Below are 24,201 nucleotides of genomic sequence, written 5' to 3'. Positions count from 1 at the left end.
GGTTACGGCGGGACTCTGTTAGCTATTTCGAAGGCGAGCCGATCGCCAGTGGGAGCGCTCGAGAGTGTGTTTGGCTGTGACGAGAAACGCGAACGAAACGTCGCGAGCTACAGGTCGTGGTCCGGGTCGTCCTCGACGGATCGCTTCAGCGAGTCGCGTCGAGATTTGGCGTCCCGAGCGGTCGCCTCGAGGAGGAACTCGTTTTTCGCCGAGACGGCGTCGCCTGCGGCCTCGAGTTCGTCGGGGCCGAGTTCGGCGGGGTCGCGCTCGACGAAGTCGACACCGAGTTTGTCCTTCTTGCCGGAGTACTCGACCGCGCCGACGACGATACGCTCGAAAACCGGGTTGTCCGGTTCCTCGACGACGTAGAGGTCGCTTCCCTTGTACTCCTCGGTGCCGGTGATTGGTCCGAAGTACTCCTCGACCGTGGCTTCCATGTCGGGAATCCGATCCTCGAGGTGCTCACCACGTCGCATCTTGTACTCCTTCATGAATTGGAGATATACGGCGGAGTGTTTACCTCTTTTCATAGCCGCTGACCGGACGAATCCCGAAATCGCAACTCGAGGACGGTCGTCGGGCGGGACTGGCTCCAGTGACTCTGTCGTGAGATTGGGGCGAGCGGACAGGCGCTTTTCGAGGCCAAAACGGATACCGCGTTCCTACCACCAGCGCATAGAGACGCCGGCCAGAAAGAGGTCGTGGCCAGAAGCGAGGAGAGCGCCATTCCACAGGCGAACGAACCATACGCTGCGGGCCGTTCTTCTTCCTGCTCCGAATACAGCCGAAACACCCCCACGAACAGAAGACAGAGAGCCGTCACTGCGTTCCCGACCACGGCAAGACTGAGGTCTGGGCGATAGATCAACGGCCGGGTCACGGGCAGTAACACACCGCTATAGATGAAACAGAGCGTCCCGAATCGGGACGGGTGCATACGGAACCCGCCTTGCTACGCGTTTCGCTCGCCGAGATAGCCCTTCTTGCACTCCGGACAGATGTCGCCGGTTCGGAGCGAACCACTGTCACCCGGCGCGACGAAGGAACACTGCGGACAGTAAAACTCCGTTCTCGCACCGTCCGTCGGCGAACTTTCGCCGGGAACGGGTGCGCTTTGGGCGCTGGCGATGCCGGTTTCGGGCCCCGTCGACTCCGCAGCCGTCGCCTCGCGTTCGGGAGCGGACGCCGTGGCGTCGACGCCAGCGGCGGCCTTGGAATCAGTCTCCGACGCCTCCGACTCGCCGGTCGCACTGACGCTGTAATCGAACTGTTTGTCGGTTTCGGTCGTCGAGGCCGACGCAGAACCCGAATCGTTCTCGAGAATCACCGCGTCGTCTTCGGGCTGGGTTTCGGGTTCGGCTGCTCGGTCGTCGGTATCGACGTCGCCGTCGGCCTGCTCGTCCTCGGGCCAGGCGGGCGGCTCGTCGGACGTGTCGACCGGCGGTCCGACGTCTTCGGAATCGGGCCACTCGCCGTGGCGTCGGTCGCCGACGCTCGAGTCGGTCGGCTCGTCCTCGAGAATTTCGCCGTCATCGACGATCGGGTCACCGTTTTCGTCCGTCGGAACCTCGAGTTCCTCGTCGCCTTCGGCCGCGGTCGCTCCGGTCTCTCCGCCCGCAGCGTGCGCACCGGCAGCGGAATCCGGTCCCGAAGCCGCGGCCTGATCGTCGGTAGAACCGACGGCGTCCGATGTGGCGGTCGGCTCGCGCTCGCGGGTCGGAGCCGCGTCGCCGGCCGGTGGCCCTTGACCGGGCGACTCGCCGACCGCCGGCTGCTGCCCGTCGGATTCGCTGGTCGATGGGCGCTGCTCGTCGGGTTCAACGGGTTCGTCACGGGATCGAGCCGCTCTGTCACCGGGAACGATACTCGTCACCTCCGTGTTTTCGCTGATGACGTTTCGCTCACCGCAGCGTTGACACGCTTGAAACTCGGTAACAGTGAGGACGACTTCGCTGCCCCGTTCTTCGCGCTCGCGGTCGACTTCGGGCTCGCCGTAGTTGTGACCGAGCAGCGAACATCGCAGTACCATTATCAAGTCGTATCTAGTCACGGCATAAAAAACGTACTGCAAGTGGTATACTCGTTGACGGCTAGACGAGCCACGGCGTCGGAACGGGAGTTTCCAGGTGGATAGACTCTCCGGACAGAGAGGTGTTTTCGATCGAGTCAGAGAAGACGGACGAAGACCGGCGCGGAGACGACGGAACGGCAAACGTCAAATCCCGGGTCAACAAATACGAGACTGGATGAAAGCGAAGTCTGAGTACCGGGATCGAGAGCGAACGCAGGTGGCGGTACTCGACGAACTCGTCAACAACCTCGAGGACGGCATGACCGTCTTCGAACTTCGCGCTGCCGTCTCCGTCGAGATCGACGAGCTCGAGGACGCGCTGGCGACGCTCAAAGACGACGGGCTGATCGACGTCGATCGAACCGGCGGGCGGGCGGTCATCAAACCCGACGATCGAGTCGTTCCCGACGTTTCGGAGGACGAGGAAGCGGGGGAAGAGTCACTCGGGGAGTGGATTCGCGAGCGGCTCCCGTTTTAGGACCCGACGCCCCCGCGAGCAGCCGTGTCCTCGAGCGGCCGAGTACCGCCCTCGAGAACTCGCCGGCAGACTCGAGAGATCGAAACGCCTGATAGCGTCTGGCCCGTCTCCTTTCCTATGAGCGTTATCGAGTCGCGACACGAGGACCACGGAGCGACGTTCGGCGACCGAGGCGATCGGACCGTCGTCGAACATTACGGACGGCCGGAACGGGCACACATGGCCGTTCGAAACGCGGTCGGACTGATCGAATCCGCCTATGGCGTCGTCGTGGTGGAGGGAGCGGACCGCCTCGAGTACGTCGACAACGTCGTGACGAATCGAGTGCCGAGCGCGGACGGCGAGGGCTGTTACGCGCTCGTCCTCGATCCCCAGGGCGGCATCGAGATCGAACTCTACGTCTACAACGCGGGCGAGCGACTGCTGTTGTTCACCCCGCCAGACCGCGCCGACGACCTGGCCTCGGAGTGGTCGGAAAAGGTGTTCATCCAGGACGTCGAGATTCGGGTCGCGACCGACGAGTTCGGGACCTTCGGCGTCCACGGCCCGAAGGCGACCGAGAAGGTCGCAAGCGTGTTGAACCAGACCTCGACGCCCGACGAGCGCTACTCGTTCGTCCGCGGGTCGATGGGCGATGAGGGCGTGACCGTGATCCGAACCGACGCGCTCACCGGCGAGGAGAGCTACGAGGTGATCTGTGGGGCCGACGACGCGGCGGCCGTCTACGACACCCTCCTGAACCAGGGACTGAACGCCGCACCCTTCGGCTACCGAACCTGGGACACGCTCTCGCTCGAGGCCGGTTCGCCCCTCTTCGAGACCGAACTCGAGGGACGGATTCCGAACGTCCTCGGGCTCGACCACGCCGTCGACTACGAGAAGGGCTGTTTCGTCGGCCAGGAGGTCGTCTCGAGGGTCGAGAACCGCGGGCGGCCGAGCAAGCGCCTCGTGGGGCTGTCGCTCGAAGACCGAGCGGCGGACGGAGACGGCGAGGGGGAAGACGACGACGGCGACCGCGCGATTCCCGCGAGCGGCGCGGCCGTGTTCGACGGCGACGACGCCGTCGGCGAGATCACCCGCGCCGACGTGAGCCCGATGCTTGAGTACCCGATCGCGCTCGCGACGGTCGATTACGACCTCGAGACCACGGAGCTAACGGTTCGCGTCGACGGCGAAGAGGTGCCCGCGACGCGAGAGCCGCTGCCGTTCGTCGAGGGGTCGGATCAATCGGCGCGACTACCCGTCTACGAGTAGGGCAGAGGCGCTCGTCGGAGACTCCGAGAATCGTAGCTGGGCGGGTGATCGACTCGAGCACCGCTCACTCCGCCGCGCCGTCCCGAAACCGCCGGGTTCCAGCGCGAAACGCACTGAGAGAGCGAACACCGACCCACGAGAGCGCCAGTAGCCCCGCAACACCGAGACCGATGATTTCTGGATCGCCGTTCGCGAAGCCGACGGATATCGCATCGAGCAGGATACGACCGAGAGCGATGGCTGCTGCGACCGAGACAACACCTAACACGCCGTGTCGAGCAAGTCGCCGGGGGCGCGTCCCGCGGTGAAGCTGGTCGAACCCGTGCAACCGGACGCGACAGATCTCCATCGCAGTCACGTATCCGAAACCCAACGCGAGGAGGCAGACGGCCGCGTAGGCGAGTTCATTCTGGAGCAGAGCGCTCGTCCCGACGATCCACAACGTATCGGCCGCGACGAGGATCGTCACGACGGTCAGCGGAACGAACAAAACCAGCGAACCGAACAGCACAGCCGCAGCCGTCAACAAATCCTTCATATGAGTATAGTTACACAACGTGACACTCGTAGATGAAGCTTTTGTCGTCGACAACACCGCTCGAGACCGAATTTTGGGAGATAGATCACGAATTGTGGTCGATCCACGTACAGAAGGCGTCAAAGTTTCGTGCGCCCGCATCGTCGGCAATGGCGCGTAGCGTCCCCGTTCGGAGCTCGTCGTGTAGCGGGACCGTGACGCGTCTTCGGTCGTCCTCATTCGTTGGATGTTCGTAATACAGTTGGGCGTGGTCACCGGTCGTTCGTCGCCATTCGAACCCGCCGCCGTTAACCAGCACTTTTATGACTTCCATACCGGAAAACGTCCGTCTCCCCATCCTCACTTCAGGATATCCGGCAGTTCTTGGTCACCAGTCGTATTCTCTGCAGGATCGATTCCCAGCTCTCGAAGCTCCTCATCGGTTGGCTGGCTGCCAGTTTCGCCATTGTGGAGTGCGACTGCTTCATCGAGATTATCGAGTGCACGACTACGGGACGGACCTTGCGTAGTTACGCCCGAATCAACGTCTTTTGCGATCCACCAGTCGTCCTCTCGCCAGAGGCGGATCTCGTGGTCGTGGCCACTCCCTTCGCTCGTCGAACTGGCCATGGTAGATGCAAATTGGCGAACGATTCGTATAAGTGTTCGGCACCTGATGAAGTGTATCCGACGCAGGGCTCAGAACCACTCCTGTACTACCGCCGCAGGCTCGAGACCATCGCCTGGACGTGCTCGAGCGAGAACGCGGAGGTCGGCCGGTCCATGTGGACGCCGATCTCGCCGGAGAGCGCACCGAGTCCGATTCGCTGGACGGGTTCGGGCAGCGAGTAAGCTCGACGAATGAGGTGGCCGAGTCGCTGTTCGCGCTCGAGTTCCGCGCGCCAGGCGTGTTCGTAGGCCGCGAGCGTCGTCGGACGGTCGGGATCGATCTCGCGGGCGGCGTGGTCGGCGCAGGTCATGCTGTAGAGGATGCCGCCCCCGGTGAACGGTTTCGTCTGGGCGGCCGCGTCCCCGAGTAGGAAGCCCCGACGCGTCGTCACTCGATCCGGCGGGCCGATCGGGATCGCCCCCGAACAGCGGTGTGAAACGTCGACCTCGTAGCCGTCGACGAGTTCTTCGAAGTGTTTGTTCACCTGCACGCCCGGCGGCGCGGCGAGGCCGTACTCCACGCCGGCGTCGCCGCGGGGGATCCGCCACGCGAAAAACCGCGGCGCGGTGAGATGTACGTCGACGAAGTCCTCGTGGTCTGCCTCGTCCGAAAAGGCGAGCACCCCGTGGAGCAGTTCGTCCGGTTCCGGCAGCGACAAAGCGTCTCGAACCCTCGAGCGCGGGCCGTCGCAGCCGGCGACCATCTTCGCCTCGAACGTCTCGGTTCCGTCGGGGCCCGAGACGTCGACCTCGACGGAATCGGTCGACTCGCGAACGGCGGTCACGGTGTGTTCGTCCCGAACGTCCGCGCCCGCGTCCCGGGCGAGGTCCGCGAGGTGGCGATCCAACCCCACCCGGTCGATCACGTTCGAAACGACCTCGTCCTTGTAGAACGGGTAGGCGTCGCTGCCCGGTCCACCCACGTGAAATCGAGCGCCGCGAACCTCGTTCTGTAGGAGGTCCTCGCGAGCATCCGCGCCGGTGAACTCCCAGAGGTCGGTGCTGACGTGTCCCGAGCAGGCCAGCGGCTCGCCGATCGATCCCTTCTCGAGTGCGAGCACGTCGTGGCCGTTCTCGGCCGCCCGACGGGCGAACCTCGCCCCCGGCGGGCCGACGCCGACGACGACGAAATCGTACATACACGTCACGTTCGCGCGGTCGAGTAAATAGTTTCTCGAGTCTCTCGGCTCGTCCGATCCAGTTCGGTATCTGAAAAGGGCCTCAGGCGTCCGAGAGCAACTCCCAGATGGCGTCGCCGTCGCCCTCGAAGCGCTCGAGGAGAGCGCGGACCTGCTTTCGAATCTCGTCGTCGACCCGAACGTGAACCATCCCCTCGTCGGGTTGGCCGTAGACGATGCTCGCGCCGTCCGGCGCTGCGACGATCGCCGGGAGCGCGGCGAGGTCCTCCTCGCCGTCTACGAGTATCGTGGTCGGTTCGTCGGCGGCCATCGCGGTCAGGAGCGTCTCGACGAGGTCCTCGGTGATCTGCCCCGGCGGGTTCTCGACCTCGAGGCTCACGCCCTCGGTGACGGCCTGTTCTATCTCCTCGTCGACCGCGCTGCGTTTGGTTCGGCCGTCGACCAGCGAGACGTCCGGCTGGCGGCCGGCCTGCAGCAGGTGATAGGTAACGACGTCGCCGATGGCGATCAACGGGCCGGAAACCGACGACAGCAAGATGTCGGCGTCGGTCTCGATCGGTCCGAAGGGGTCTTTGAGGTCGCCTCGAGCCTCGACGGGAAGCGAAAGTGAAGCCTGGGCATCGCTGCTCGAGTCGGTAGTGCTCGGAGGAACGGATTCGGTTTCGTCGGCGCTCTCCGCGTCAGTTCGGTCTCGCTCTGCATCGTCGGGGTCGGGATCGCCAGGAGTCACGGGACGAACGGATCACCGGACTTTGAGCGCGTACGCGCCGGGTTCGGTGACCTGCATCTCCGTTGCGATCTGACTTTCCTGAGGGTGGGCGATGACGACGTAACCGGCCCAGTCCTCGGTCAGCGACGACGAGGCGCAGCTTTCGCAGGTCTCGGCGTCGGCGTCGTTGACCCGGTGGCACTCGCGACAGACGAGACGGTTCGACGCCATCGTCACTCACCCGCCGCGGCTTCTTCGCGTTGCTCTCGGTCTTCCTGCAGCCAGCCGTGTTTCCCGAGGCCGGGCTGTTTGGCGGTCAGGCCAATCTTCGAGTCCCGCGGATTGCGCTCGTCGATGCTCTTGGTGACGATGCGCGCGCGGACGGCGTCGTCGACGCCGAGCGTGCGATTCGATTCGTTCGACGCGAGTTGCTGATTCTCGGCGTCGAACGCGAGGTACTCGTCGCTGATCTGCGAGACGTGGAGCAGTCCGTCGACGGGGCCGATGCCGATGAAGGCACCGAACTCGACGACCTCGACGACGGTGCCGTCGACGACTTCCTGCATCTGCGGGTCGAACGTGATCGCGTCGAACTCGGCTTCGTAGTAGACGCCGGGTTCGTTCGGCAAAACGGTCCCCTCGCCGATATCGTGAACCTCGGTGACGGAGACGACGCTGCCGACTTCCTCGTCCATTCGTCCCTCCAGTTTGTCCTGGAGCAGTCGCTTGACGAGCTGGGGCGAAACGTCGCCCAGCTCTGCTGGCGGTACTTCGACGGTGTCAGTTAATCTAGCCCGTTTGTACATCTATGGTTGAGTTACTGCCAACTTGTTTCTCCCGCGTAATGCAATTACCGGTCTCCGCGCTTCGAGGACCCGGTCGCGTAGCGGGCGGTCGTTCGTGACGACGTAGTCGACTGCACCCTCGCGGGCGAGTTCGACCAGCGCGTCGTCTGCGTACGATTCCTCGGTGTCGACCACGAGACAGCGGTCGGTCGCTAAGTCGTGGCCGACGGACGCCGCGGTGCCCTCCGTGCCGCCTTTCTCGCCGAGACGGCGAAGTTCCTCGACAACCGACTGGGGCGTCGTTGGCTCGAACTCCCCCAGGAGTCTGTCGAGTTCGTCGAACAGTCGCACGTCGAGTTCGACCGGCATCATCAGCGCACTCGTATCGAGAGCGACCCGCGAGGCCATCGGAGATTACTCCGTCAACGTTCCGAGGCCGATCAGCCGCCAGCGCGCACCGATCCGGCGGTTGATCGCGATTTTCGCGCCCGGATCGGCACAGACCGGCCGCTTGAGTTTGACCTCGCACTCGCCCTCGCGCGCGCTCGTGACCGCGCCGACGGTCGTCGACGTGCCGACGGTCATCATGAGCGGCTCGCCCGTGCTGATCTCCTCGACGGTCTCGCCGCCGTCGACGCCGACGACGCGCTCGAGCAGGTCGACGTCCATCGTGAACTGCTCCCACGTCGGCGGTAGCGAGCCGGGCGGACCGGCCATCTGGCCCGCCAGCGCGTCGCCTTTCGTCAGCGACGGATCGAGTCCCGTTCCGACGCCGAGCAGGCCGCCGGGCGTGACGGTGTCGACGTCTTCGCCGCCGGCCTGCAGCGACCGGATCGTCGTCTCGATCGGGACGTACTCGCTCTGGCCGCCCTCTTCGACCTCGCGGCCGGGTTTGACCTCAAGTTCGTCCTCGACCTCGAGTTCGCCGGCGACGAGACTGCCGCCGAGGACGCCCCCGGTGAGGTCTTCGAACGTCGTTCCCGGCTTGTTGATGTCGAAACTGCGTGCGACGTGGAGTCGCGCGTCGGTGTCGGGGTCGCGCTCGGGGGTCGGAATCTCCTCCTCGATTGCGCTGATGAGCAGATCCATGTTCACGTCCTGTCCCGCGCTGACGGGGACGACGGGGGCGTCTTCGGCGACGGTCCCCTCGACGAACTCCTGAATCTGTTCGTAGTTCGAGCGTGCGGTCTCGCCGTCGACGAGGTCGACCTTGTTCTGGGCGATGACGATGTTGTCGATGCCGATGAGATCCAGCGCCATCAGGTGCTCTTCGGTCTGGGGCTGGGGAACGGGTTCGTTGGCGCTGACGACGAGCACGGCGCCGTCCATCAGCGACGCGCCCGAGAGCATCGTCGCCATCAGGGTCTCGTGACCCGGCGCGTCGACGAACGAGACGGTCCGGAGCGGTTCGCTCTCGGAGCCGTCTGGACACTCTTCCTCGACGGTGTAGCATTCGGGTTCGTCGACGCCTGGGCACGTGCGGAACGTCGCGTCCGCGTAGCCGAGCCTGATGGAGATTCCGCGTTTCATCTCCTCTGAGTGCTGGTCCGTCCACGACCCACTGAGCGCCTGTACAAGCGTCGTCTTGCCGTGGTCGACGTGACCGACGAGCCCAATGTTCACCTCCGGTTGTTGGATTCCTGTCATAAGACGATGAGTAATCTTGAATATTCCTTCCCGTGTGCGCTTGATAAACCTACTGTTCTCGGGGCGAATCCCCCCGCCGGAACGTACTCGAGTCGCTGTCGGTCGGCCAGATTGGACGGTTTCGAGCGCCGGTAGATCAGACCCCTTTTCGCCACTGGGGCCCTCATGGCAATCGTGTCCGAGTTTGCGTTCGAACTCGAGTTGTGCGCCCACCTCGAGTCGGCCGGCAGGCCCGGAGCCGCCGGCACGGACGTCGTCGCCCGCCAACTGGGCGGGGCCGTCGCGAAACCGGGCGGTCGCATCCTCGATATCGTCTGCGTCGAGCCGGGACCGGCGTTCGCGGATCGACTGGCGCTGACGAGCGAGACGATCCCCGATGCGGCGATCGAATCCGACGTCGGCCCGGGAACCGCCCGCTACTGGAAGGCGGCGTTCCCCGACGATTGTCACCCCGAACGCGCCAGGAGCGCCGTCGAGCGCGCGCTCGAGATCGACTTCTTCGAGGGGGAACGCCGAAACGGTCGCCGGTACGTCCGGCAGGTCGCGCGCTACCCCGACTGGTTCGGGCGACTCGTCGGCATCGAGAACAAGCCCGATCTGGGAACGCCCGGCGACCTCGAGGCTCAGCTTCGAACCGACGCGAGCCTCGGGCTGGTCGACGAGGCTATCCTCGCGACCGAGAGCTACGTCACGCGGGCCCACCTCAATCGAATCCCCGAGGAGATCGGCGTCTGGCGCGTCTCGAGGGGAGACGCCGACGACGTGGCGGACGGGAGACCACTCGAGATCGACGTGATCCGAGAGCCGATCCCGCTCGCCGTGGACGAACCCGGCGTCGAACCGCTCGAGTACCACCCGGGCCACACCGAGGTCGCGATCGTCCCGCCGGAGCGAAAGGCCCGAACGCGCAGGCGGATCGCCGAGCGGGCCTTCGGCAAGGGATGGCGGACGTTCCGGTTCCCCGACTGTGAGGCCTGCGAAGCGGGGAGCCCCGCCGACGAAGAGCGCTCCGACGGCCCCGAGCCGGGGACGGCGACGCCGCTCCCGTTCTGTCGGTGGAAGGGCCGAATCGTCGACGCGGAATCGGAGTGTGGGCCCGCGTGTCCGGGCTACGAGCCCGCTGCGGAGCCCGAGGTCGATCTCGAGGAAGAACGCGATCGGCGAACGCCGTGGCGGCGCGACCCGAGCGGGCGGCGGCGACGCCAGTCCGGGCTGGATCGGTTCGGATAGCTCGAGAAGCCGTTCCTGTCGGCGGTCATCGCCGGTGTCGTCGGGCTGCTCTTCCAATTGATCTGAAATGACGACAGACCCAGCGAGTATACTAGATTATTAGTTAGTTCACGTTCACGTGGCGGGTATGCCCTCCGACACCGACGATTCCCCGCGTCTCCGACGACGAACCGTGCTGGCTACCGCCGGTCTGGTCGGTCTCGGTGGCGTCGGCACCGTCACCGGGTACCGAGCCCTCTCCGAAGAGCGCGAAGACGTCGAACTCGAGCGGACGCTGACCGTCGACGAGGCGTTCGACATCGACGAGGACCCGCCGGATCCCGCCCCCGAAGAGTACGAACCGGACCGATCCGACGGAGCTTTCCAACAGTGTGAGCCGAATCCGGATCGACTGAGTTCGGGAAGCCACACCGCCAATCTGACGATGATCGACGCGTGGAACGAGCGATACCGAATCTGGGGCGACGGGGGTGACTCGAATACCGAAACGAACGAGAGTGACGGGAACGGCTCGAATGTCGAAACTGGCGATATCGACGACAGCGACTCGAGCGGCATCGACGTCCAGAACACGATCAGTCTGGAGAAAGCGTCGGATCGCGTCGACGGCTCGTATCTCTACGGCGTTCGACTCTACTCGCTGTGTGGTGTCGAAAGCGATCGTCTCGAGCGATTGCGCCTCCGACGGCTCGAGCACGAACTCGCCGTCGACCCGGCCGTCGAGGTTCGATCGGTGCTTCCGGAACGGCCGATCACCCCCGACAGCGGCCAGTGCCAGATGGGGTTCTCGACGGAGCTCGAGAGCGGCTGGGCGGCCGGCTACGAACAACACTGGCCAGCGGGCGAGGGGACGATCACCGCCGAGCACGACGACGCCGTCACGCTCTCGCTCGAGGGCTCCATCTCGGACTCGGCGGCGATGGAAGGGCTGCTCGAGCTTCGAAGCGAGCGGCCGTTGGTCGAAATCGGCGACGTCTTCACCTGGACGGTTCGCGGCGAGGCGACCCGCCGCGGGCTGTAACCACCGAATCAGAGATCATACTGCTCGCCGTCGATCGCCAGCGGCTCCTCGAACGCTTCCCCGGCCGGGTAGTAGTGAGCGAGGTGGACCAGCCGCGTCCGATCGGCGTCTAGCTCCGCGGCGAGTTCGAGCGCGCCCTCTCGAGTCATGTGTTTCGTGCCGAACGTGCGGGGGACCCCCTCGTCGTTCTCGTGGCGGCCGCCGATCGGGTGGAACTCACAGAGGTGGGCCGGCACGATCGCGTCGGCCAGCAGGAGGTCCGGATCGGCGAGGGCCTCCCGAGACGCCTCGGGTACGTCGTAGCTCGTGTCGCCCGAGAGCGAGAGCTTCGCGCCCGTTTCCGGGTCCTCGATTGCCAGCCCGTAACAGAGAAGCGGCGGGTGGGTCACCGGGACGAAGGTGACGTCGAGCCCGCAGATGCGAACCGGCTCGAGCGGCGTCGTCGAGTGGACCGTCACCGGATCGAGGTAGTGGTAGTCGCTTTCGACCGTCTCGGCGACGCTCTTTCCCGTCTTCGGATCGGTTTCGTCCGCGGCGTACACGTCGAGTTCGTCGATGACCCGGAAGACGTTGCCCAGGCCGTCGAGGTGATCGAAGTGGATGTGCGTGACGACGGCGGCGTCGGGAAGCGCCACGTCCTCGCGCAGAAACTGGTAGCGAAAGTCGGGGCTGAAGTCGATCAACAGCGACTCATCCGTGCGCTCGTTCTCGACGTGGACCGAAAACCGGGTGCGTTCGACGCCGCGGTCTCGAGCGGCCTCGCAGGTGTCACAGTCACAGCCCACCGTCGGGGTCCCCGTCGTGTCGCCGGTCCCGAGTAGCGTGACCCGCATCGTCACTGCCCGCCGTCGGCGGAGTCACGATTGTCGCCGGGGTCCGTTCGCCCCTCGTCGGTCTGCCACGCGTCGCTGACCCGCGGGCGTTCGTACTCGTGCTCGCGCAACAGATCCGGATCGACGTCGCGAAGCACCGCCTCGTTGGTCGCCTCGAGAACGACCGGCGGGGCGCAATCGGCGTCCTCGGCCTCAAGCCAGCGGCCGAGACAGAGACACCAGCGATCGCCCGGCTCGAGGCCGGGGAACTCGAACTGGGGTTTTGGCGTCGTGAGGTCGTTGCCCCGTGCCGCGCTGAAGGAGAGGAACTCCTCGGTCATCACGGCACAGAGTTCGTGTCGGCCGCGGTCGCCCTCGACGCGCCGACAGCAGCCGTCGCGGAGAAAGCCCGTCTCCGGATCGGCGCTACAGGGCTCGAGTTCGGTTCCGTAGACGTTCCGATCGGTGGCCATACGTGCAGAATCGAACGGGGGGACGAAAAGCGTGGCGTCAGCGCTCGCGGGGCAGACCGGTCGAGGTCTCGGCTAGTCCGCCGAGTCGGCGGACGGCAACTGGCTCGAGTGGACAATCGCGAGTCAGTCGTCGTGCTCAGTGATCGTGCGCGTGGGCGTGATCGTGGTCGTGTGAGTGCTCGCCGTCACCACCGCTCTCGCTGCCGCCGATGTCGCCGCCGGCGACCAGCGCGTCGTGGTCGCCGTCGATCATGTCCATGTTCTTCAGGTTGTCGCGCTCTTCGAACTCCTCGACGGCGTTGAGGAGGTCCTCCTGGGTGAGTTCCCGCCTGTTCTCGGTCAGGGCCTCGAGGACGGCTTCCCGAAGCACCATCCGGAGGTCGCTTCCGGTGAGCCCCTCGGTCGCCTCGGCGATGACGCTGGGGTCGAACTCCTCGATGTCCATCGTGCTCGTGATGACCTGGAGGATGTCAGATCGCATCCGAGAGTCCGGTTTCGGGAAGTTGACGATCTCGTCGAAGCGCCGCCACGCCGCCGCGTCGAGTTGGTCGGGGTGGTTCGTCGCCCCAATGAGCAACACGTCGTCTTGGATCAGCGAGATGTTGTCGATGCTCTTCAAGAGCGTGTTGACCGCGCGCTTGAGCGCCGCGTGCTCGTCGCTCCGGCGGGTCTTCGCGACGGAGTCGAACTCGTCGATAAAGAGGATACACGGCGAGAGCCGCTTTGCGACCTCGAAGGTCTTGTCGACGTTCTTTGCCGTCTCTCCCAGGTACTGGCTCGTGATCATCGAGAGTTTGACCTCGACGAACGGCAGGTCCATGTCTCGAGCCAGCGCCTGTGCGGTCGAGGTTTTCCCGGTTCCCGGCGGTCCGACGAACAGGAGTTTGCCGATCTCCCGGAGGCCGATGTTCGCGAGGTAGTCGCGGTGTTCGATCGCCTTCGCGATCTTGTCGATCTCGTCCTCCTGGCTCTCGGTCAACACCAGATCGTCGAGCGTGATGTCGACCTCCTCGGGCGCGCGGATCTCGACGAGGTCGAGCATGTCTTCGTCTTCTTCCTCGTCGAAGTACTCCTCGAGCAGGCCGTCGATCCAGACGCGATCGGCCTGAATCGGCCGGTTTCGCTCTCTGGCTTCCTCGTGGTCGACATCGAGATCCTCGTGGTCCTCGAAGTGCTTGGCGAGGGTCGGGTTCTCGAGCACCCGCTCGTCGCTCGCCCGGTCCGCGAACCAGTCTTCGGCCATGTCCCGCTGGGTGAGCGAGACGGTCCCGGAGAACTCGTCGCGGTCGGTGAACATGAGGTCGCCGACGGCGTTCCACGGGGCCTCGACGCCGGTGGCCTCTCGAATCGTCTGGTTGGTCGCCGACAGCGGCCGGGTGATCCCGCCCCGGCTAGTGCCGCCCTGTTCGTCGGCGTCCCCCGCGTTGCTCGTCCAGAACACCTGCCGAACGCTGGGTTGCAGGTCGTTCTCGTCTAGCGATCGATCGTCCGAATATACGCTCGTCGTGAGCAAGAACTCGACGACATCGAGCGCCGCATCACTCATTCCGTGAGCCTATTGGCCACACGGCCTTAACGGCGTCGTCACGCACAGATCGTGCGCTTCGAGCCTGCGAGTCCCACGCAAAGTTTGAGGTTCTCACACGAATCGGGCCGCAGAACCCGGAAGTGGGCACAATAATTTTCGTTCGTCGGAACACAGACGAAGTATGAAGGTACTACTGGGACTCGCCGGAAGCGACGAGTCGATCAAAACGCTCCGGCAAACGATCGAGCGAACGGCCGCGGTCGGCGACGACCTCACCGTCGTCGTCGTCGACAAGCCCGAAACCAAGCGCTCCCAAGAGGAGATGCGCGAACAGGCCGAATCGCTGCTCTCGGAGGCCGGCATCGAGACCGACGTCGAGACGCTCGAGGGCGATCCGGGAAGCGCGCTCGTGAACTTCACGGAGCAAGGCGAGTTCGATCAACTGGTCATCGGCGGCGGCACCGTCAGCCCGATGGGGAAGATCAGACTTGGTCCGATAGCCGAGTTCGTGCTGTTGAACGCGCCGACGACCGTCAAACTGGTTCGATAACGATGGTAGCGACACGAGAGTACGCCGACGAACCGTCCGGCCCGTTTCCGCGGCCGCCCGATTCATTCGAGGACGGGGACGGGCGGACGATCGAACTGGTGGCACCGACCGAGGTCGACGAGGAGGTGCTCGAGGACCTCGTCGCGATGTACGACGCGTTCGACCCGGTCGACCGCGCGCAGGGGATCCCGCCGACCGGCGAGCAGCGGATTCGCAACTGGCTCGAGTCGATCGTCGACATCGGCACCAACGTCATCGCCTCCCACGAGGGCGACGTCGTCGGCCACGCCACGCTCGTCCCCGATTCGGACGACGCGGCGGCGATCGAAGCGGCGAGCGACATCGAGTGGGAACTCGCGATTTTCGTCCTCCAGGACTACCAGCGGGCGGGGATCGGAACCCAGTTGCTCGAGCACCTGCTCGGACACGCCGCCGAGGTCGGGATCGAGCGCGTCTGGCTCACCGTCGAGCGGTGGAACGGCGCGGCGATCGCGCTCTACGAGCGGGTCGGATTCGAGCAAACCGGCGGCGAGAGTTTCGAACAGGAGATGACGATCCGACTCGAGTGAGCGGATTCACTCGAGGGCGATACTGTTCTCGCGGGAAGACGACTCAAACGACAGGCCAAGAAACTGGCTCACACGGATAGCACGGGCTGGCTCGCGTACGCGAGGACGTACTCCGCGGCCTTCTCGAGGACGTCCGCGTCCGAATCGGTAACCGATTCGCGCGGGAGGACGATGAAGTCCGCACCGATCGCGTCGGCAGCGTCGAGGACGGCGCTTCCGGGGTGGCGAGTCTTCTGGGTCTGTGAAAAGCCGTGGGTTATAGACTGCGAGTGTTCGATATCGGCGTCGGCAGCGAGCTGGTCGATGTCCGCGAGGAACTCCTGCGTGCTCTCGGCGATATCTGACTCGTCGACGGTTCCGGCGTCCATCCCGCGGATCACGCCGCGTCCCAGAACGTACAGCGTGTGAACGGACGCGTCGTAGCGCTCGGCGACGGCGACGGCGTACTCGGAGGCGGTTGCCGACTCGACACTGCCGTCGACCGGTGCCAGAACGGTATCGACGGTGACGGGATCGCTGGCGTCCATACTCGAGAGTTGTACCCGGCGTTCAAAAAGGCACCTCCTGTTCACGGTCGATCGACTCCGAGCCACTTTCTATTCGCACCCGGTTAGCTCTATCCCGCTGGCGCGACGGTTCGTCCGTCGGTGCGCTGGTGTACGTTTATATCGGTTCGACCGTAACGTCTCCGTATGTTCGAAACGGTCGTCGTCGCAACTGACGGCTCCGAGAGCGTGAAACGCGCCGTCGACGTCGGGCTCGACCTCGCGAACCGCTTCGACGCGACGGTCTACGCCCTGTCGGTCATCGACGCGGGCGAAGTCGACGCCTCGCCCGAACAGCTCCGCGAGGAACTCGAGACGGCCCTCGAGACCCACGCCGACGCCGCGCTCGCGACCGTCGAAGAGCGGGCGAGCCTCAATCTCACGACCGAGGTTCGAGAGGGCCGACCCGCTCACGAAATCTGTTCGTACGCGCGCGACATCGACGCCGACCTGGTCGTGACTGGAACGCGGGGCCGCCACGGCGAGAACCGCCTGCTGCTCGGCAGCGTCGCCGAACGAGTGGTTCGAACCTCGCCCGTTCCCGTCCTGACGGTCAGACAGCTCCAGCCGGTCGCGGAGGGAGACTCGAGCGCCGAGTCGGCCGAGAGCGACTCGATCAGCGCCTGAAACGCGATCGGGTCAAACTACGACGAATCGTGATCGTCCGCAGACGGAGCGTCGGCCGTCGGAATAGCGCGGGCGGCCGTCGCTTTGAACGACGCGCGGAGCGTCTTCCCGGTCTCGATCCCCAGCGAATCGGCGCTCTCCCGAGTGACGAGCGTCTCGAGTTCGAGATCGTCGGTTGACTCGGGGCCGGCCGGCGGTTCGCCGACTCGCTCGAGTTCGAGGGTCACCCGCGCGACGCCGTCGCTCGAGTCGACCGACGAAACCGTCCCGATGAACTGATTGCGGAAACTCGTGACGTCGCGTTCCGGCGACGCGTCCGGGTCCGCGAGGACGACCGCATCCGAACGAACGCCGATCTGGACGGTGGTCGCGCCCGCCGGAACGAGCGCCACCATGGGCCCTGCTTCGGTCTCGACGGTGCCGAGCGTTCCCGTCCGCTCGCAAACTGTCCCCGCGAACACCGATTCGGTCGCGCGGGCGACGCCGTCGAGTTCCGTCTGGTGGCGCTCGAAGCGCCGGCGCAGCTCCAGGGCCGTCTCCGTGAGTTCGGTGCCGCCGCCGCCTTTGCCCCCGCGCCGGCGTTCCGTGAGGTCGCCGACGGCCGCCTCGAGTTCGACGATTCGCTGCTGAAGTCGGGCGTACGATCGCCCGAGGGCGTCCGCGGCGGCGTGCATCGAGCCGTGTCGGTCGATCGCCTCGAGCATCTCGATATCCCGTCGGTCGATCGTGATCCCATCGACCGACAGTTCCGTCCGATAGCCCTTCTCGAGTGTCATTCAGTGTTCACCTCGTGTCGTCCCATTGCTAGGTCTGTACGTCGCATCGGTAGCTCGGTAGGCCTCGTCAGTAGCACGGTGCGTCGCATCGGTCGCTCGGTGCGCCCCATCAGTAGATCAACTCCCCATCGATGAATTTCCGTGTCCGTTCGTCCTCGGGGCGCTCGAAGATCCGTTCGGTCTCACCGGCTTCGGTGATGCCGTCGTCGAGGATCACCGCGACCCGATCGGCGATTCGCCGGGCTTGATTCATGTCGTGGGTGGCGACGGCGACTCCGATGTCGCGGTCGCCGGCCTCGCGAACGGCGTCCTCGATCACCGCGGTGTTTCGGGGGTCGAGATCCGAGGTCGGTTCGTCGAGCAGGAGAAAGTCGGGGTCGTACGCCAGCGCTCGAGCGAACGCCACCCGCTGGGCTTCGCCGCCCGAGAGCGAGCCCGCGTGTTGCTCGAGTTTGTCCGCAAGCCCGACGGTCTCGAGGGCCTCCATCGCGACGCTGTTCCCGTTTCGCAGTCCGACGAGGTCCGCGAACTCGCGGCGGAGCCGCTCGCCCCACGACCGCCGAACGTGGACACCGTACTCGGCGTTTCGCCGGACGCTCGCGTCGAAGAGGCCGGCCTCCTGAAACACCATGCCGATACGGCGACGACACGCGAGTCGCCGCTGGCTCGAGACCCCCCAGACGTCGGTGCCGTCGTACTCGAGCGAGCCCGCACGCGGCGGTTCGAACAGGGCAAGCAACCGCAAGAGCGTGGTCTTGCCGACGCCGGAGGGACCGATGATGGCGACGACCTCTCCCGGCGAAACGGTGAGCGACACGTCCTCGAGGGTCGTCTCGTCTCCGTAGCCGTGCTCGAGTCCGGCGGCTCGAAGCGTCATCGGTATCCCCCGTCGTCGCTACCGAGTCGAACGACGAGCGCATTCACGACCAAGACGAGCGCGACGAGGAGCGCGCCGAGGACCATCGCCGTCTCGAAGCGGCCCTGTCTGGCCTCGAGTTGAATCGCCGTCGTCAGCGTTCTGGTCACCGATTCGCCGTCAGCGCCCGCGATATTCCCGCCGACCATGAGAACGCCGCCGACCTCGCTGATCGCGCGGCCAAAGCCCGCGAGGACGGCGGTCGCGAGCCCGTATCGGGCTTCCTTGATCGTCACGAGGGCGACGTCGACCCGCGTCGCGCCCATCGCGAACGCGGCGTCTCTAACCTGCTGTTCGACGCTCGAGACCGCGGCCAGGCTCACGCCCGTGATGACCGGGACGGCGAGGACGATCTGGGAGAGGATCATCGCCTCCGGCGTGTAGACCAGCTCGAGCGGGCCGAGCGGCCCGTCGTTCGAGACCGTAAAGAGCACGACGAGACCGACGACGACGCTGGGAAAACCCATGCCAGTAGTGATGATCGAGGTCAAGAGATGCTTGCCGCGGAAGTCCCGAAAGCCGACCAACAGCGCGATCGGGACGCTCACGAACGTGCTGATCGCGACGGCGGTGAGGCTCACGTACAGCGACAGCTCAATGATGCTCCTGACGTAGAGCCACTCAAAGGGGAACTCGCCCGGAAAAGCGAGCGCAGCGCCGGTAGTCACGATCCCGCCCCGCCGTTCGGTACCGACCCGTTGTTCGTCTCTGCCCCGTCGCTCGTCCCCGACTCGTTACTCGTTTCCATCTCGTCGCTCCGTTTCGCCTCGCCGCCGGTCCCGTTCGCGCCGGTCGATTTCCCCGGCGTGTACTGCTCGAAATCCGGCGATTCAGACAGTGCGCTGGGGTAAAACAGCGGTTCGCCGTCGATGGTGTACCCCTCGATTAGCTCCTGGCCCCGCGTTCCGGTCAGGAATCCGATGTAGTACATCGCCAGTTCGTAGGCGACGCTCGGTTCGCTCGCCGGGTTGACCGCGATGACGCCGTAGGGGTTATCGAGCATCGGATCGCCGCCGGTGACCGGGCCGTCGACGAAGCGCTCGAGCCCGAGCCGATCGCGCATGTCGATGTAGTTGGCGCGAACGGTGAGCAGGTACGCGTCGCGCTGGTTCGCCTGCACGAGCGTATTGCCCATTCCCTGGCCGGTTTCGCGGTACCACTCCCCGCCGGGTTCGACGCCGGCTTCGTCCCATATTTCCCGCTCTTTGACGTGCGTACCGGAGTCGTCCCCCCGGGAGAAAAACGACGCCTCCGCGGCGGCGATTCGATCGAACGCCGTCGCCGCGTCTTCGATATCGGCGATCCCCGCAGGGTCGTCCGCCGGCCCGGCGACGACAAAGTCCCCCACCGCGAAATCGCGACGGTTGATGCCGTTTCCGGACCGGATGAACGCGTCCTCAAGCGGGCGGGCGTGGGCCATGACGGCGTCGACGTCGCCCCGTTCGCCGGCGGCGATGGCCTCGCCCGTCCCCGCGGCGACCGCTCGAGCGGTCACGCCGTACTCCGACTCGAAGGCGGCGTGGAGTTCGTCGACGAGGCCGGAGTCGTACGTGCTCGTGGTGACCGCGACGGTGAGCGTCCCCGACGGGCCGTCCGACGCCGAGCGGTCCCGGCCGAGACAGCCGGCCGACGCCGCGCCGATCCCGATCCCCGCGAGAAGCGACCGGCGTGGTATCTGCATGGAAATAACGGTGATGGGAGCGCCCATAGACGTTTCGGTCGGAGAAATGGGTTTGCGTGTCGTCTTTCCCGCACCGTAACCATCTTCGGTTACACAATTCGGCTTGAATGGGGCCTGAACGCTACCGCAGACACCGAAACCGCTCGGAGACGAATTGACGCGTGAGAGGGCACCGGACCGCACGGGCGATGATACCGGCGGGTTCTTCCGATGGCACCCCGGAACGGACTGTATGTACGAAGAACTCATCGAGAGCGGCGAGCTGTCTCTCGCCCGCAAGTCCGTCCTGCCGGGGACGGGATTCTTCATGCCCGACAGCCTCGAGGAAGATCTCGAGGAACAGGAAGCCAAATCCGCCCTCGAGGGCGCGGAGGTCGCCGTGGTCGCCGATCCCGACGCCGACGGCCTGGCCTGCGTCGCGCTGTTGCGCGAGATGTACGGCGACGTACAGAACGTGCCGGAGCCCGACGAAGGCGGCGACGCAAGCGAGGACGCCGAGAGAGCAGCCGATAGCGAGACTGACTCCGACACAGAGGACGACCTCCTCGAGGAGCCCGAACCGACGCCACACAGCGTCGCGCTGGTTCCGGGCAGCCCCCACGACCTCGAGGACTCGCTCCAGCAGGTCGCCGACCACGGCGTCGACGGCATCGACCTCTACGTCTGTGACCTGTGTCCGGACCGCTACGAGTACGTCGCGGACGAACTCGAGGCGGCCGTCGAGACCGCGAGCAGCGTCGAGTGGTACGACCACCACCAGTGGGACGACGGCGTCGCCCAGTCGGTTCGGGACGCCGGCGTGGAACTCGTCGTCGGCGACTCCGACGAGGAGTGTAGCGCGGACGTCGTCTACCGCTCGCTCGAGTACGAGTTCGACGACCAGTTCGCGGAACTGGCCGCGGTCACGCGCGATCACGACCTCTGGCTCCGTGAAGACCCCCGCAGCGACGACCTCGCGGACTACGCCTACTGGACCGATCCGGCCGAGTACGTCGAGGTCGTCCGCGAGTACGGCGCGGACTTCCCCGAGTGGGTCGAGGACTACATCGCCGAGCGCAGAGTCGAGAAAGAAGCCCTGATCGAGCGGGCAGTCTCCCGCTCGGAACTCCGGGAAGTCGGCGGCTACACCGTCGGCATCACCTACGGCCGGTGCTCGCAGAACGAAGTCGCCGAGGCCATGCGCGAACAGGGTGCCGACGCCTCCATCATCGTCAAACCCGCCGGCTCGGCCTCCATCCGCGGGACCGACGAGTTCGACCGCTGTCACGAGGTCGCCGGCAAGGTAAACGGCGGCGGCCACCCCAAGGCCGCGGGCTGTAAACCCGACATCTACGACGACATGCTCGACTACGCGAATCACTGGACGACTCGAGGGTCGGTCGCCAAACAGGTCATTCTAGACGCGTTCGGTGCCGTCGTCGACGAAGAACGAGAAATGGGCGAGTGAAACGACCGAAAACGGGAGGACTCACTCTCACTGCGCAAGCGTCGTGATATGTGACCGCAACTTATAGGATACGACGGTGACAATATTCTGTCAATGCCCTCCTCTCGTCGATCGGTTCTCACGGCGTGTACCGCCGGAATCGGTGCGCTCGCGGGGTGTCTCTCGAGCGAAAACCCGACCGCCGACGGCTCCTGGCCCAGGCGCACGCTCACGAACGCCCACACCGGATACGCGAGCACCGACGGTCCGACGGCGGATCTTTACACCGTCTGGCAGCAAGAGCGGGCGCGAAGCGGCGGAGTCACTCCCTCTCCTGTCGTCGACGACGGCGTCCTTTACGTCACGTATTCGCGACAGGCTCGAGACGACGAACGCGGCGGGGCGTGGGTCGAAGCGTTCGACGCGGCGACCGGCGACTCCCAGTGGACGACCGAACTCTTCCGGACCGAGAAGGTCTACTCCCTCGATCACTCGGACTCGACGGTCGTCGACGGGGATCGGTTATTCACCCAGACCGACGTCGGATTGACGATGCTCACCACCGACGGCGAAATTCAGTGGACTGTCGATAACTTCTACAACGGACAGCTATTGCCCGACGCGGCCCCACCCGTCGTTACCGACGACGTGGTCGTCGCAGGGACGTACGGTACACAGGACGAGGACGGTCAGAACGAGGTCGTCTACGGAGTCGATCCCGAAACCGGCGACGAGCGCTGGCGCACGTCGTTCGACGACTGGAGCGGAATGTGGCAGCTAGCCGGAACTGGAGATGTAGTCTACGTTCCGTTCGACCGGACCGGACTCGTCGCGCTCGACGTGACGAGCGGCGAAGAACGCTGGCGCTGGGAGGGACCGGTCGACGGGACGCCCACCGTCGTCGACGATCTGATACTCGTGGCGCTCCGCCGCGACGACGAGGACGTACTCGGCGCGCTGGACCGCCGTGATCGTTCGCTTCGGTGGGAGGCATCGATCGAGCCCCGCTGGCCGAGCGCTGGATTCGCCGTCGCCGGAGAGCTGTGCTATCACGCCTCGTACTTCGGCCTCGAGGCCCGTCGACTCGAGACGGGCGAGCGAGCGTGGCGGTTCGGGCCCGAAGAAGGCGAGCGCCCACACGACGAACCCCAGGTCGACCTCGTCACCACGCCAGTCGTCGCTGACGACGCGGTCTACGTGTCGGGGTGGATCCAGCGCGACACGATGTACGGCCACCTGTTCGTCGTCGATAGCGCGACGGGCGAGGAACTCGGGCGCGCCGAGATGGGGCGCAACCAACAGGCCGGAACGGGAACCCCGGCGGTCACGTCCGACCTCGTTTTTCTCGGATCGGAGCACGGAACTCTCTACGCGTTCGGCGAGTGTTCGTTCGAGGTCGCCGATCGCTGTCTGTCCGGATGACACACGACAGTACAAAAACCCTACTCTCGAGCGAAAAACCGGATCACGAGCTGTAGGACGTGGACGAAGACGCCGGCGACGGCGACGTAGACGCCGATGGTCTGGACCCCTACAGAGATGTCACGGCGGTCCCGGAGACGCCAGATCTCCCAGCCGAGTCGCAGGATGAATCCGAGAAAGATCAGAACGACGCCCACTAGCAAGACCGGCGCGACGAACGTCCCAATGGCGATGGCGATCACGCCGCCGATAAACGAGTAGGTGGCGTACGATCCCCAGTGGTCGAACGATTTCGAGCGCGCGTAGACGTACCCCGAGACGATCGCGGTCAAGATTGCGACGATGACCGCCGTCACCCCGAGAACCGCGAGCCGACTGTCGGATGGGACGAACGAAAGGATTCCCGCACCGAACACGCCGAACGCGAGTTGCAGTATCACCATGCCGGCGACCGCGATACCCGTATCGCCGCCCTCGACGCCGCGCTCTGCGATCAGTTCGCCGCCCGTGATCGCCGCACCGTAGACGATCACCCCGATGATCGGCACCTGGAACAGCGTGTCGTTGATCGCCGCGAGCGGCGTCTCGGCGACGGCGGCCATCAGGGCGACGTTGATCGCCATCAGCGCGCTCGCACCGCCGATCACGCGGGCTTCGCGACTCGAGAGACCGAATCCACGCCCGGTCTCGTACGGCGTTTCGGCGGAGCTCATAGGCTGTCAAACCATGCTGAGACGCAAAAAGCTGCCCCCGAGGTGATTCGAAAGCGACGAGCGGTATCTCGAGCCGGTCGGAGACGACGCGCTGGTTACGAGTCCGCGGTCCAGCGGTCCGAGTACGCCGTCCCGCAGTTACACTTCGCGTACGCATGGACGACGTCGCCCTCGGCGTACAGTCCGCCGACGTCCTCGTTTTGCTCCTCGGAGAACGAGAACACGAACTGGACGCCGTGGTCCGTTTCGCCCCCGTCGCTTGCCTCGTCGGCGTCCGGCGCGTCGGGACAGACGCCGTCGGTCAGGTCGTCGTCGATCGAACTCTCGGTCGCCATCGCCGACTTCGCGAAGGCCATCGCGTCCGTCCCCGTCGCGGCCTTGAACGCGTTTCGACCGCTCTCGCCGTCGACGACGATCAATACGCCGCCCTCGACCGGCTCCCCGAACTGCTCGAGGCGGTCGTCCTCGACGTAGGAATCGGCCAGAAACAGGGCGACGTCGTCGGGCCGTTCGCCCGCCAGAAACTCCGCGCGTGGATCACTCATAGCTCGACAACCGGTCTCGAGCGCCAAAAAGTCCGTCATTGATCGTCCGGGAGGCGACCTACCGTCCGCCGAGAATGTCCGAAAAGCTAAGAGAATCC

30 protein-coding genes are annotated in these 24,201 nt (G+C 65.3%); 9 read left to right on the top strand and 21 right to left on the bottom strand.

Annotated features, from left to right (window positions below):
* Positions 1-107 precede the first annotated feature (107 nt).
* Positions 108-491 (bottom strand): DUF5611 family protein, encoded by a 384-nt coding sequence (locus tag BM348_RS02260; RefSeq protein WP_092901391.1) that lies wholly within the window; start codon positions 489-491, stop codon positions 108-110.
* A gap of 461 nt (positions 492-952) precedes the next feature.
* Positions 953-2,029 (bottom strand): DUF7093 family protein, encoded by a 1,077-nt coding sequence (locus tag BM348_RS02255; protein WP_092901388.1) that lies wholly within the window; start codon positions 2,027-2,029, stop codon positions 953-955.
* 217 nt (positions 2,030-2,246) lie between these two features.
* On the opposite strand from BM348_RS02255, the gene BM348_RS02250 reads away from it, so the two are divergent.
* On the top strand, positions 2,247-2,549 hold the full coding sequence (locus tag BM348_RS02250; RefSeq protein WP_092901385.1) for a DUF6432 family protein: 303 nt from the start codon (positions 2,247-2,249) through the stop codon (positions 2,547-2,549).
* A gap of 117 nt (positions 2,550-2,666) precedes the next feature.
* Positions 2,667-3,803: a CAF17-like 4Fe-4S cluster assembly/insertion protein YgfZ gene (gene ygfZ, locus BM348_RS02245; protein WP_092901382.1), complete on the top strand. Its 1,137-nt coding sequence runs from the start codon at positions 2,667-2,669 to the stop codon at positions 3,801-3,803.
* Positions 3,804-3,867: 64 nt separating this feature from the next.
* On the opposite strand, the gene BM348_RS02240 is transcribed toward ygfZ, so the two are convergent.
* From BM348_RS02240 to BM348_RS02200, 9 genes are all read right to left on the bottom strand, one after another.
* The gene (locus BM348_RS02240) at positions 3,868-4,314 is read right to left on the bottom strand and encodes a hypothetical protein (RefSeq protein ID WP_217641990.1); all 447 of its coding nucleotides are present in this window, start codon (positions 4,312-4,314) and stop codon (positions 3,868-3,870) included.
* A 112-nt stretch (positions 4,315-4,426) separates the two neighbouring features.
* Positions 4,427-4,678: a type II toxin-antitoxin system HicA family toxin gene (locus BM348_RS02235; RefSeq protein WP_092901377.1), complete on the bottom strand. Its 252-nt coding sequence runs from the start codon at positions 4,676-4,678 to the stop codon at positions 4,427-4,429.
* A gap of 2 nt (positions 4,679-4,680) precedes the next feature.
* Complete coding sequence (locus BM348_RS02230; protein ID WP_092901374.1) at positions 4,681-4,950, bottom strand: type II toxin-antitoxin system HicB family antitoxin; 270 nt, start codon at positions 4,948-4,950, stop codon at positions 4,681-4,683.
* A gap of 86 nt (positions 4,951-5,036) precedes the next feature.
* Entirely contained in the window at positions 5,037-6,128 is a 1,092-nt protein-coding gene (locus BM348_RS02225) for a geranylgeranyl reductase family protein (RefSeq protein ID WP_092901371.1), read from the bottom strand.
* 82 nt (positions 6,129-6,210) lie between these two features.
* The gene (locus BM348_RS02220; RefSeq protein WP_092901368.1) at positions 6,211-6,858 is read right to left on the bottom strand and encodes a GTP-dependent dephospho-CoA kinase family protein; all 648 of its coding nucleotides are present in this window, start codon (positions 6,856-6,858) and stop codon (positions 6,211-6,213) included.
* A 12-nt stretch (positions 6,859-6,870) separates the two neighbouring features.
* Positions 6,871-7,068: a transcription elongation factor subunit Spt4 gene (gene spt4 / locus BM348_RS02215; RefSeq protein WP_049953638.1), complete on the bottom strand. Its 198-nt coding sequence runs from the start codon at positions 7,066-7,068 to the stop codon at positions 6,871-6,873.
* Between the two features lie 2 nt (positions 7,069-7,070).
* Positions 7,071-7,643 (bottom strand): DNA-directed RNA polymerase, encoded by a 573-nt coding sequence (locus BM348_RS02210; protein WP_092901365.1) that lies wholly within the window; start codon positions 7,641-7,643, stop codon positions 7,071-7,073.
* Positions 7,644-8,030, bottom strand: coding sequence for a PIN domain-containing protein (locus tag BM348_RS02205; RefSeq protein ID WP_092901362.1), 387 nt, complete (start codon positions 8,028-8,030; stop codon positions 7,644-7,646).
* 6 nt (positions 8,031-8,036) lie between these two features.
* Complete coding sequence (locus BM348_RS02200; protein ID WP_092901359.1) at positions 8,037-9,269, bottom strand: translation initiation factor IF-2 subunit gamma; 1,233 nt, start codon at positions 9,267-9,269, stop codon at positions 8,037-8,039.
* Between the two features lie 165 nt (positions 9,270-9,434).
* Between BM348_RS02200 and BM348_RS02195 the strand changes: the two genes are divergently transcribed.
* Together BM348_RS02195 and BM348_RS02190 are read left to right on the top strand one after the other, a co-directional pair.
* Complete coding sequence (locus tag BM348_RS02195; protein ID WP_175507082.1) at positions 9,435-10,499, top strand: DUF5787 family protein; 1,065 nt, start codon at positions 9,435-9,437, stop codon at positions 10,497-10,499.
* Between the two features lie 127 nt (positions 10,500-10,626).
* A complete protein-coding gene (locus tag BM348_RS02190; protein ID WP_092901357.1) occupies positions 10,627-11,520 on the top strand; it encodes a hypothetical protein in 894 nt (297 codons plus the stop codon).
* 8 nt (positions 11,521-11,528) lie between these two features.
* Here the strand turns inward: BM348_RS02190 and BM348_RS02185 are convergent, their stop codons facing one another.
* From BM348_RS02185 to BM348_RS02175, 3 genes are all read right to left on the bottom strand, one after another.
* On the bottom strand, positions 11,529-12,353 hold the full coding sequence (locus BM348_RS02185; RefSeq protein WP_092901354.1) for an MBL fold metallo-hydrolase: 825 nt from the start codon (positions 12,351-12,353) through the stop codon (positions 11,529-11,531).
* A 2-nt stretch (positions 12,354-12,355) separates the two neighbouring features.
* Entirely contained in the window at positions 12,356-12,805 is a 450-nt protein-coding gene (locus BM348_RS02180) for a DUF2237 family protein (RefSeq protein WP_092901351.1), read from the bottom strand.
* Between the two features lie 136 nt (positions 12,806-12,941).
* Complete coding sequence (locus tag BM348_RS02175) at positions 12,942-14,351, bottom strand: ATP-binding protein (protein WP_092901348.1); 1,410 nt, start codon at positions 14,349-14,351, stop codon at positions 12,942-12,944.
* Between the two features lie 163 nt (positions 14,352-14,514).
* Here BM348_RS02175 and BM348_RS02170 point away from each other — a divergent pair, with 163 nt between their 5' ends.
* Together BM348_RS02170 and BM348_RS02165 are read left to right on the top strand one after the other, a co-directional pair.
* Entirely contained in the window at positions 14,515-14,883 is a 369-nt protein-coding gene (locus tag BM348_RS02170) for a universal stress protein (protein WP_092901345.1), read from the top strand.
* A 2-nt stretch (positions 14,884-14,885) separates the two neighbouring features.
* Entirely contained in the window at positions 14,886-15,452 is a 567-nt protein-coding gene (locus BM348_RS02165; RefSeq protein WP_092901342.1) for a GNAT family N-acetyltransferase, read from the top strand.
* A gap of 68 nt (positions 15,453-15,520) precedes the next feature.
* Here the strand turns inward: BM348_RS02165 and BM348_RS02160 are convergent, their stop codons facing one another.
* On the bottom strand, positions 15,521-15,979 hold the full coding sequence (locus tag BM348_RS02160) for a universal stress protein (protein WP_092901339.1): 459 nt from the start codon (positions 15,977-15,979) through the stop codon (positions 15,521-15,523).
* Positions 15,980-16,144: 165 nt separating this feature from the next.
* Here BM348_RS02160 and BM348_RS02155 point away from each other — a divergent pair, with 165 nt between their 5' ends.
* On the top strand, positions 16,145-16,624 hold the full coding sequence (locus BM348_RS02155) for a universal stress protein (protein WP_092901336.1): 480 nt from the start codon (positions 16,145-16,147) through the stop codon (positions 16,622-16,624).
* Between the two features lie 17 nt (positions 16,625-16,641).
* Here the strand turns inward: BM348_RS02155 and BM348_RS02150 are convergent, their stop codons facing one another.
* From BM348_RS02150 to BM348_RS02135, 4 genes are all read right to left on the bottom strand, one after another.
* On the bottom strand, positions 16,642-17,400 hold the full coding sequence (locus BM348_RS02150; protein ID WP_092901333.1) for a LysR family transcriptional regulator: 759 nt from the start codon (positions 17,398-17,400) through the stop codon (positions 16,642-16,644).
* A 109-nt stretch (positions 17,401-17,509) separates the two neighbouring features.
* Positions 17,510-18,277, bottom strand: a complete 768-nt coding sequence (locus tag BM348_RS02145) for an amino acid ABC transporter ATP-binding protein (protein ID WP_092901330.1) — start codon at positions 18,275-18,277, stop codon at positions 17,510-17,512.
* Positions 18,274-18,984: an ABC transporter permease gene (locus BM348_RS02140; RefSeq protein WP_245779378.1), complete on the bottom strand. Its 711-nt coding sequence runs from the start codon at positions 18,982-18,984 to the stop codon at positions 18,274-18,276. Before BM348_RS02140 ends, BM348_RS02145 begins: the two co-directional genes overlap by 4 nt.
* Positions 18,981-19,997 (bottom strand): substrate-binding domain-containing protein, encoded by a 1,017-nt coding sequence (locus tag BM348_RS02135; RefSeq protein WP_092901324.1) that lies wholly within the window; start codon positions 19,995-19,997, stop codon positions 18,981-18,983. The genes BM348_RS02140 and BM348_RS02135 overlap by 4 nt, the downstream gene beginning before the upstream one ends.
* Positions 19,998-20,229: 232 nt before the next feature.
* On the opposite strand from BM348_RS02135, the gene BM348_RS02130 reads away from it, so the two are divergent.
* Positions 20,230-21,444 carry a DHH family phosphoesterase gene (locus tag BM348_RS02130; RefSeq protein WP_092901321.1) on the top strand — a complete coding sequence of 405 codons (1,215 nt, stop codon included), beginning with the start codon at positions 20,230-20,232 and terminating at the stop codon, positions 21,442-21,444.
* 93 nt (positions 21,445-21,537) lie between these two features.
* The gene (locus tag BM348_RS02125; RefSeq protein ID WP_092901317.1) at positions 21,538-22,845 is read left to right on the top strand and encodes a PQQ-binding-like beta-propeller repeat protein; all 1,308 of its coding nucleotides are present in this window, start codon (positions 21,538-21,540) and stop codon (positions 22,843-22,845) included.
* 20 nt (positions 22,846-22,865) lie between these two features.
* Here BM348_RS02125 and BM348_RS02120 read toward each other — a convergent pair whose 3' ends face one another.
* Both BM348_RS02120 and BM348_RS02115 read right to left on the bottom strand, forming a co-directional pair.
* Complete coding sequence (locus tag BM348_RS02120; protein ID WP_092901314.1) at positions 22,866-23,558, bottom strand: hypothetical protein; 693 nt, start codon at positions 23,556-23,558, stop codon at positions 22,866-22,868.
* Between the two features lie 95 nt (positions 23,559-23,653).
* Positions 23,654-24,103 carry a DUF5807 family protein gene (locus tag BM348_RS02115; protein ID WP_092901311.1) on the bottom strand — a complete coding sequence of 150 codons (450 nt, stop codon included), beginning with the start codon at positions 24,101-24,103 and terminating at the stop codon, positions 23,654-23,656.
* Positions 24,104-24,201 lie beyond the last annotated feature (98 nt).

Source organism: Halostagnicola kamekurae, assembly GCF_900116205.1.
Taxonomy (GTDB): domain Archaea; phylum Halobacteriota; class Halobacteria; order Halobacteriales; family Natrialbaceae; genus Halostagnicola; species Halostagnicola kamekurae.
The sequence above is the reverse complement of the archived record's forward strand: the minus strand, read 5'-3'. Positions and strand labels throughout refer to the sequence as shown.

Coding starts and splice junctions, on each gene's coding strand:
- BM348_RS02260 (WP_092901391.1), bottom strand. CDS start 491: ATGAAGGAGTACAAGATGCGACGTGGTGAGCACCTCGAGGATCGGATT.
- BM348_RS02255 (WP_092901388.1), bottom strand. CDS start 2,029: ATGGTACTGCGATGTTCGCTGCTCGGTCACAACTACGGCGAGCCCGAA.
- BM348_RS02250 (WP_092901385.1), top strand. CDS start 2,247: ATGAAAGCGAAGTCTGAGTACCGGGATCGAGAGCGAACGCAGGTGGCG.
- ygfZ (WP_092901382.1), top strand. CDS start 2,667: ATGAGCGTTATCGAGTCGCGACACGAGGACCACGGAGCGACGTTCGGC.
- BM348_RS02235 (WP_092901377.1), bottom strand. CDS start 4,678: ATGGGGAGACGGACGTTTTCCGGTATGGAAGTCATAAAAGTGCTGGTT.
- BM348_RS02230 (WP_092901374.1), bottom strand. CDS start 4,950: ATGGCCAGTTCGACGAGCGAAGGGAGTGGCCACGACCACGAGATCCGC.
- BM348_RS02225 (WP_092901371.1), bottom strand. CDS start 6,128: ATGTACGATTTCGTCGTCGTCGGCGTCGGCCCGCCGGGGGCGAGGTTC.
- spt4 (WP_049953638.1), bottom strand. CDS start 7,068: ATGGCGTCGAACCGTCTCGTCTGTCGCGAGTGCCACCGGGTCAACGAC.
- BM348_RS02210 (WP_092901365.1), bottom strand. CDS start 7,643: ATGTACAAACGGGCTAGATTAACTGACACCGTCGAAGTACCGCCAGCA.
- BM348_RS02205 (WP_092901362.1), bottom strand. CDS start 8,030: ATGGCCTCGCGGGTCGCTCTCGATACGAGTGCGCTGATGATGCCGGTC.
- BM348_RS02200 (WP_092901359.1), bottom strand. CDS start 9,269: ATGACAGGAATCCAACAACCGGAGGTGAACATTGGGCTCGTCGGTCAC.
- BM348_RS02195 (WP_175507082.1), top strand. CDS start 9,435: ATGGCAATCGTGTCCGAGTTTGCGTTCGAACTCGAGTTGTGCGCCCAC.
- BM348_RS02190 (WP_092901357.1), top strand. CDS start 10,627: ATGCCCTCCGACACCGACGATTCCCCGCGTCTCCGACGACGAACCGTG.
- BM348_RS02185 (WP_092901354.1), bottom strand. CDS start 12,353: ATGCGGGTCACGCTACTCGGGACCGGCGACACGACGGGGACCCCGACG.
- BM348_RS02180 (WP_092901351.1), bottom strand. CDS start 12,805: ATGGCCACCGATCGGAACGTCTACGGAACCGAACTCGAGCCCTGTAGC.
- BM348_RS02175 (WP_092901348.1), bottom strand. CDS start 14,351: ATGAGTGATGCGGCGCTCGATGTCGTCGAGTTCTTGCTCACGACGAGC.
- BM348_RS02170 (WP_092901345.1), top strand. CDS start 14,515: ATGAAGGTACTACTGGGACTCGCCGGAAGCGACGAGTCGATCAAAACG.
- BM348_RS02165 (WP_092901342.1), top strand. CDS start 14,886: ATGGTAGCGACACGAGAGTACGCCGACGAACCGTCCGGCCCGTTTCCG.
- BM348_RS02160 (WP_092901339.1), bottom strand. CDS start 15,979: ATGGACGCCAGCGATCCCGTCACCGTCGATACCGTTCTGGCACCGGTC.
- BM348_RS02155 (WP_092901336.1), top strand. CDS start 16,145: ATGTTCGAAACGGTCGTCGTCGCAACTGACGGCTCCGAGAGCGTGAAA.
- BM348_RS02150 (WP_092901333.1), bottom strand. CDS start 17,400: ATGACACTCGAGAAGGGCTATCGGACGGAACTGTCGGTCGATGGGATC.
- BM348_RS02145 (WP_092901330.1), bottom strand. CDS start 18,277: ATGACGCTTCGAGCCGCCGGACTCGAGCACGGCTACGGAGACGAGACG.
- BM348_RS02135 (WP_092901324.1), bottom strand. CDS start 19,997: ATGCAGATACCACGCCGGTCGCTTCTCGCGGGGATCGGGATCGGCGCG.
- BM348_RS02130 (WP_092901321.1), top strand. CDS start 20,230: ATGTACGAAGAACTCATCGAGAGCGGCGAGCTGTCTCTCGCCCGCAAG.
- BM348_RS02125 (WP_092901317.1), top strand. CDS start 21,538: ATGCCCTCCTCTCGTCGATCGGTTCTCACGGCGTGTACCGCCGGAATC.
- BM348_RS02120 (WP_092901314.1), bottom strand. CDS start 23,558: ATGAGCTCCGCCGAAACGCCGTACGAGACCGGGCGTGGATTCGGTCTC.
- BM348_RS02115 (WP_092901311.1), bottom strand. CDS start 24,103: ATGAGTGATCCACGCGCGGAGTTTCTGGCGGGCGAACGGCCCGACGAC.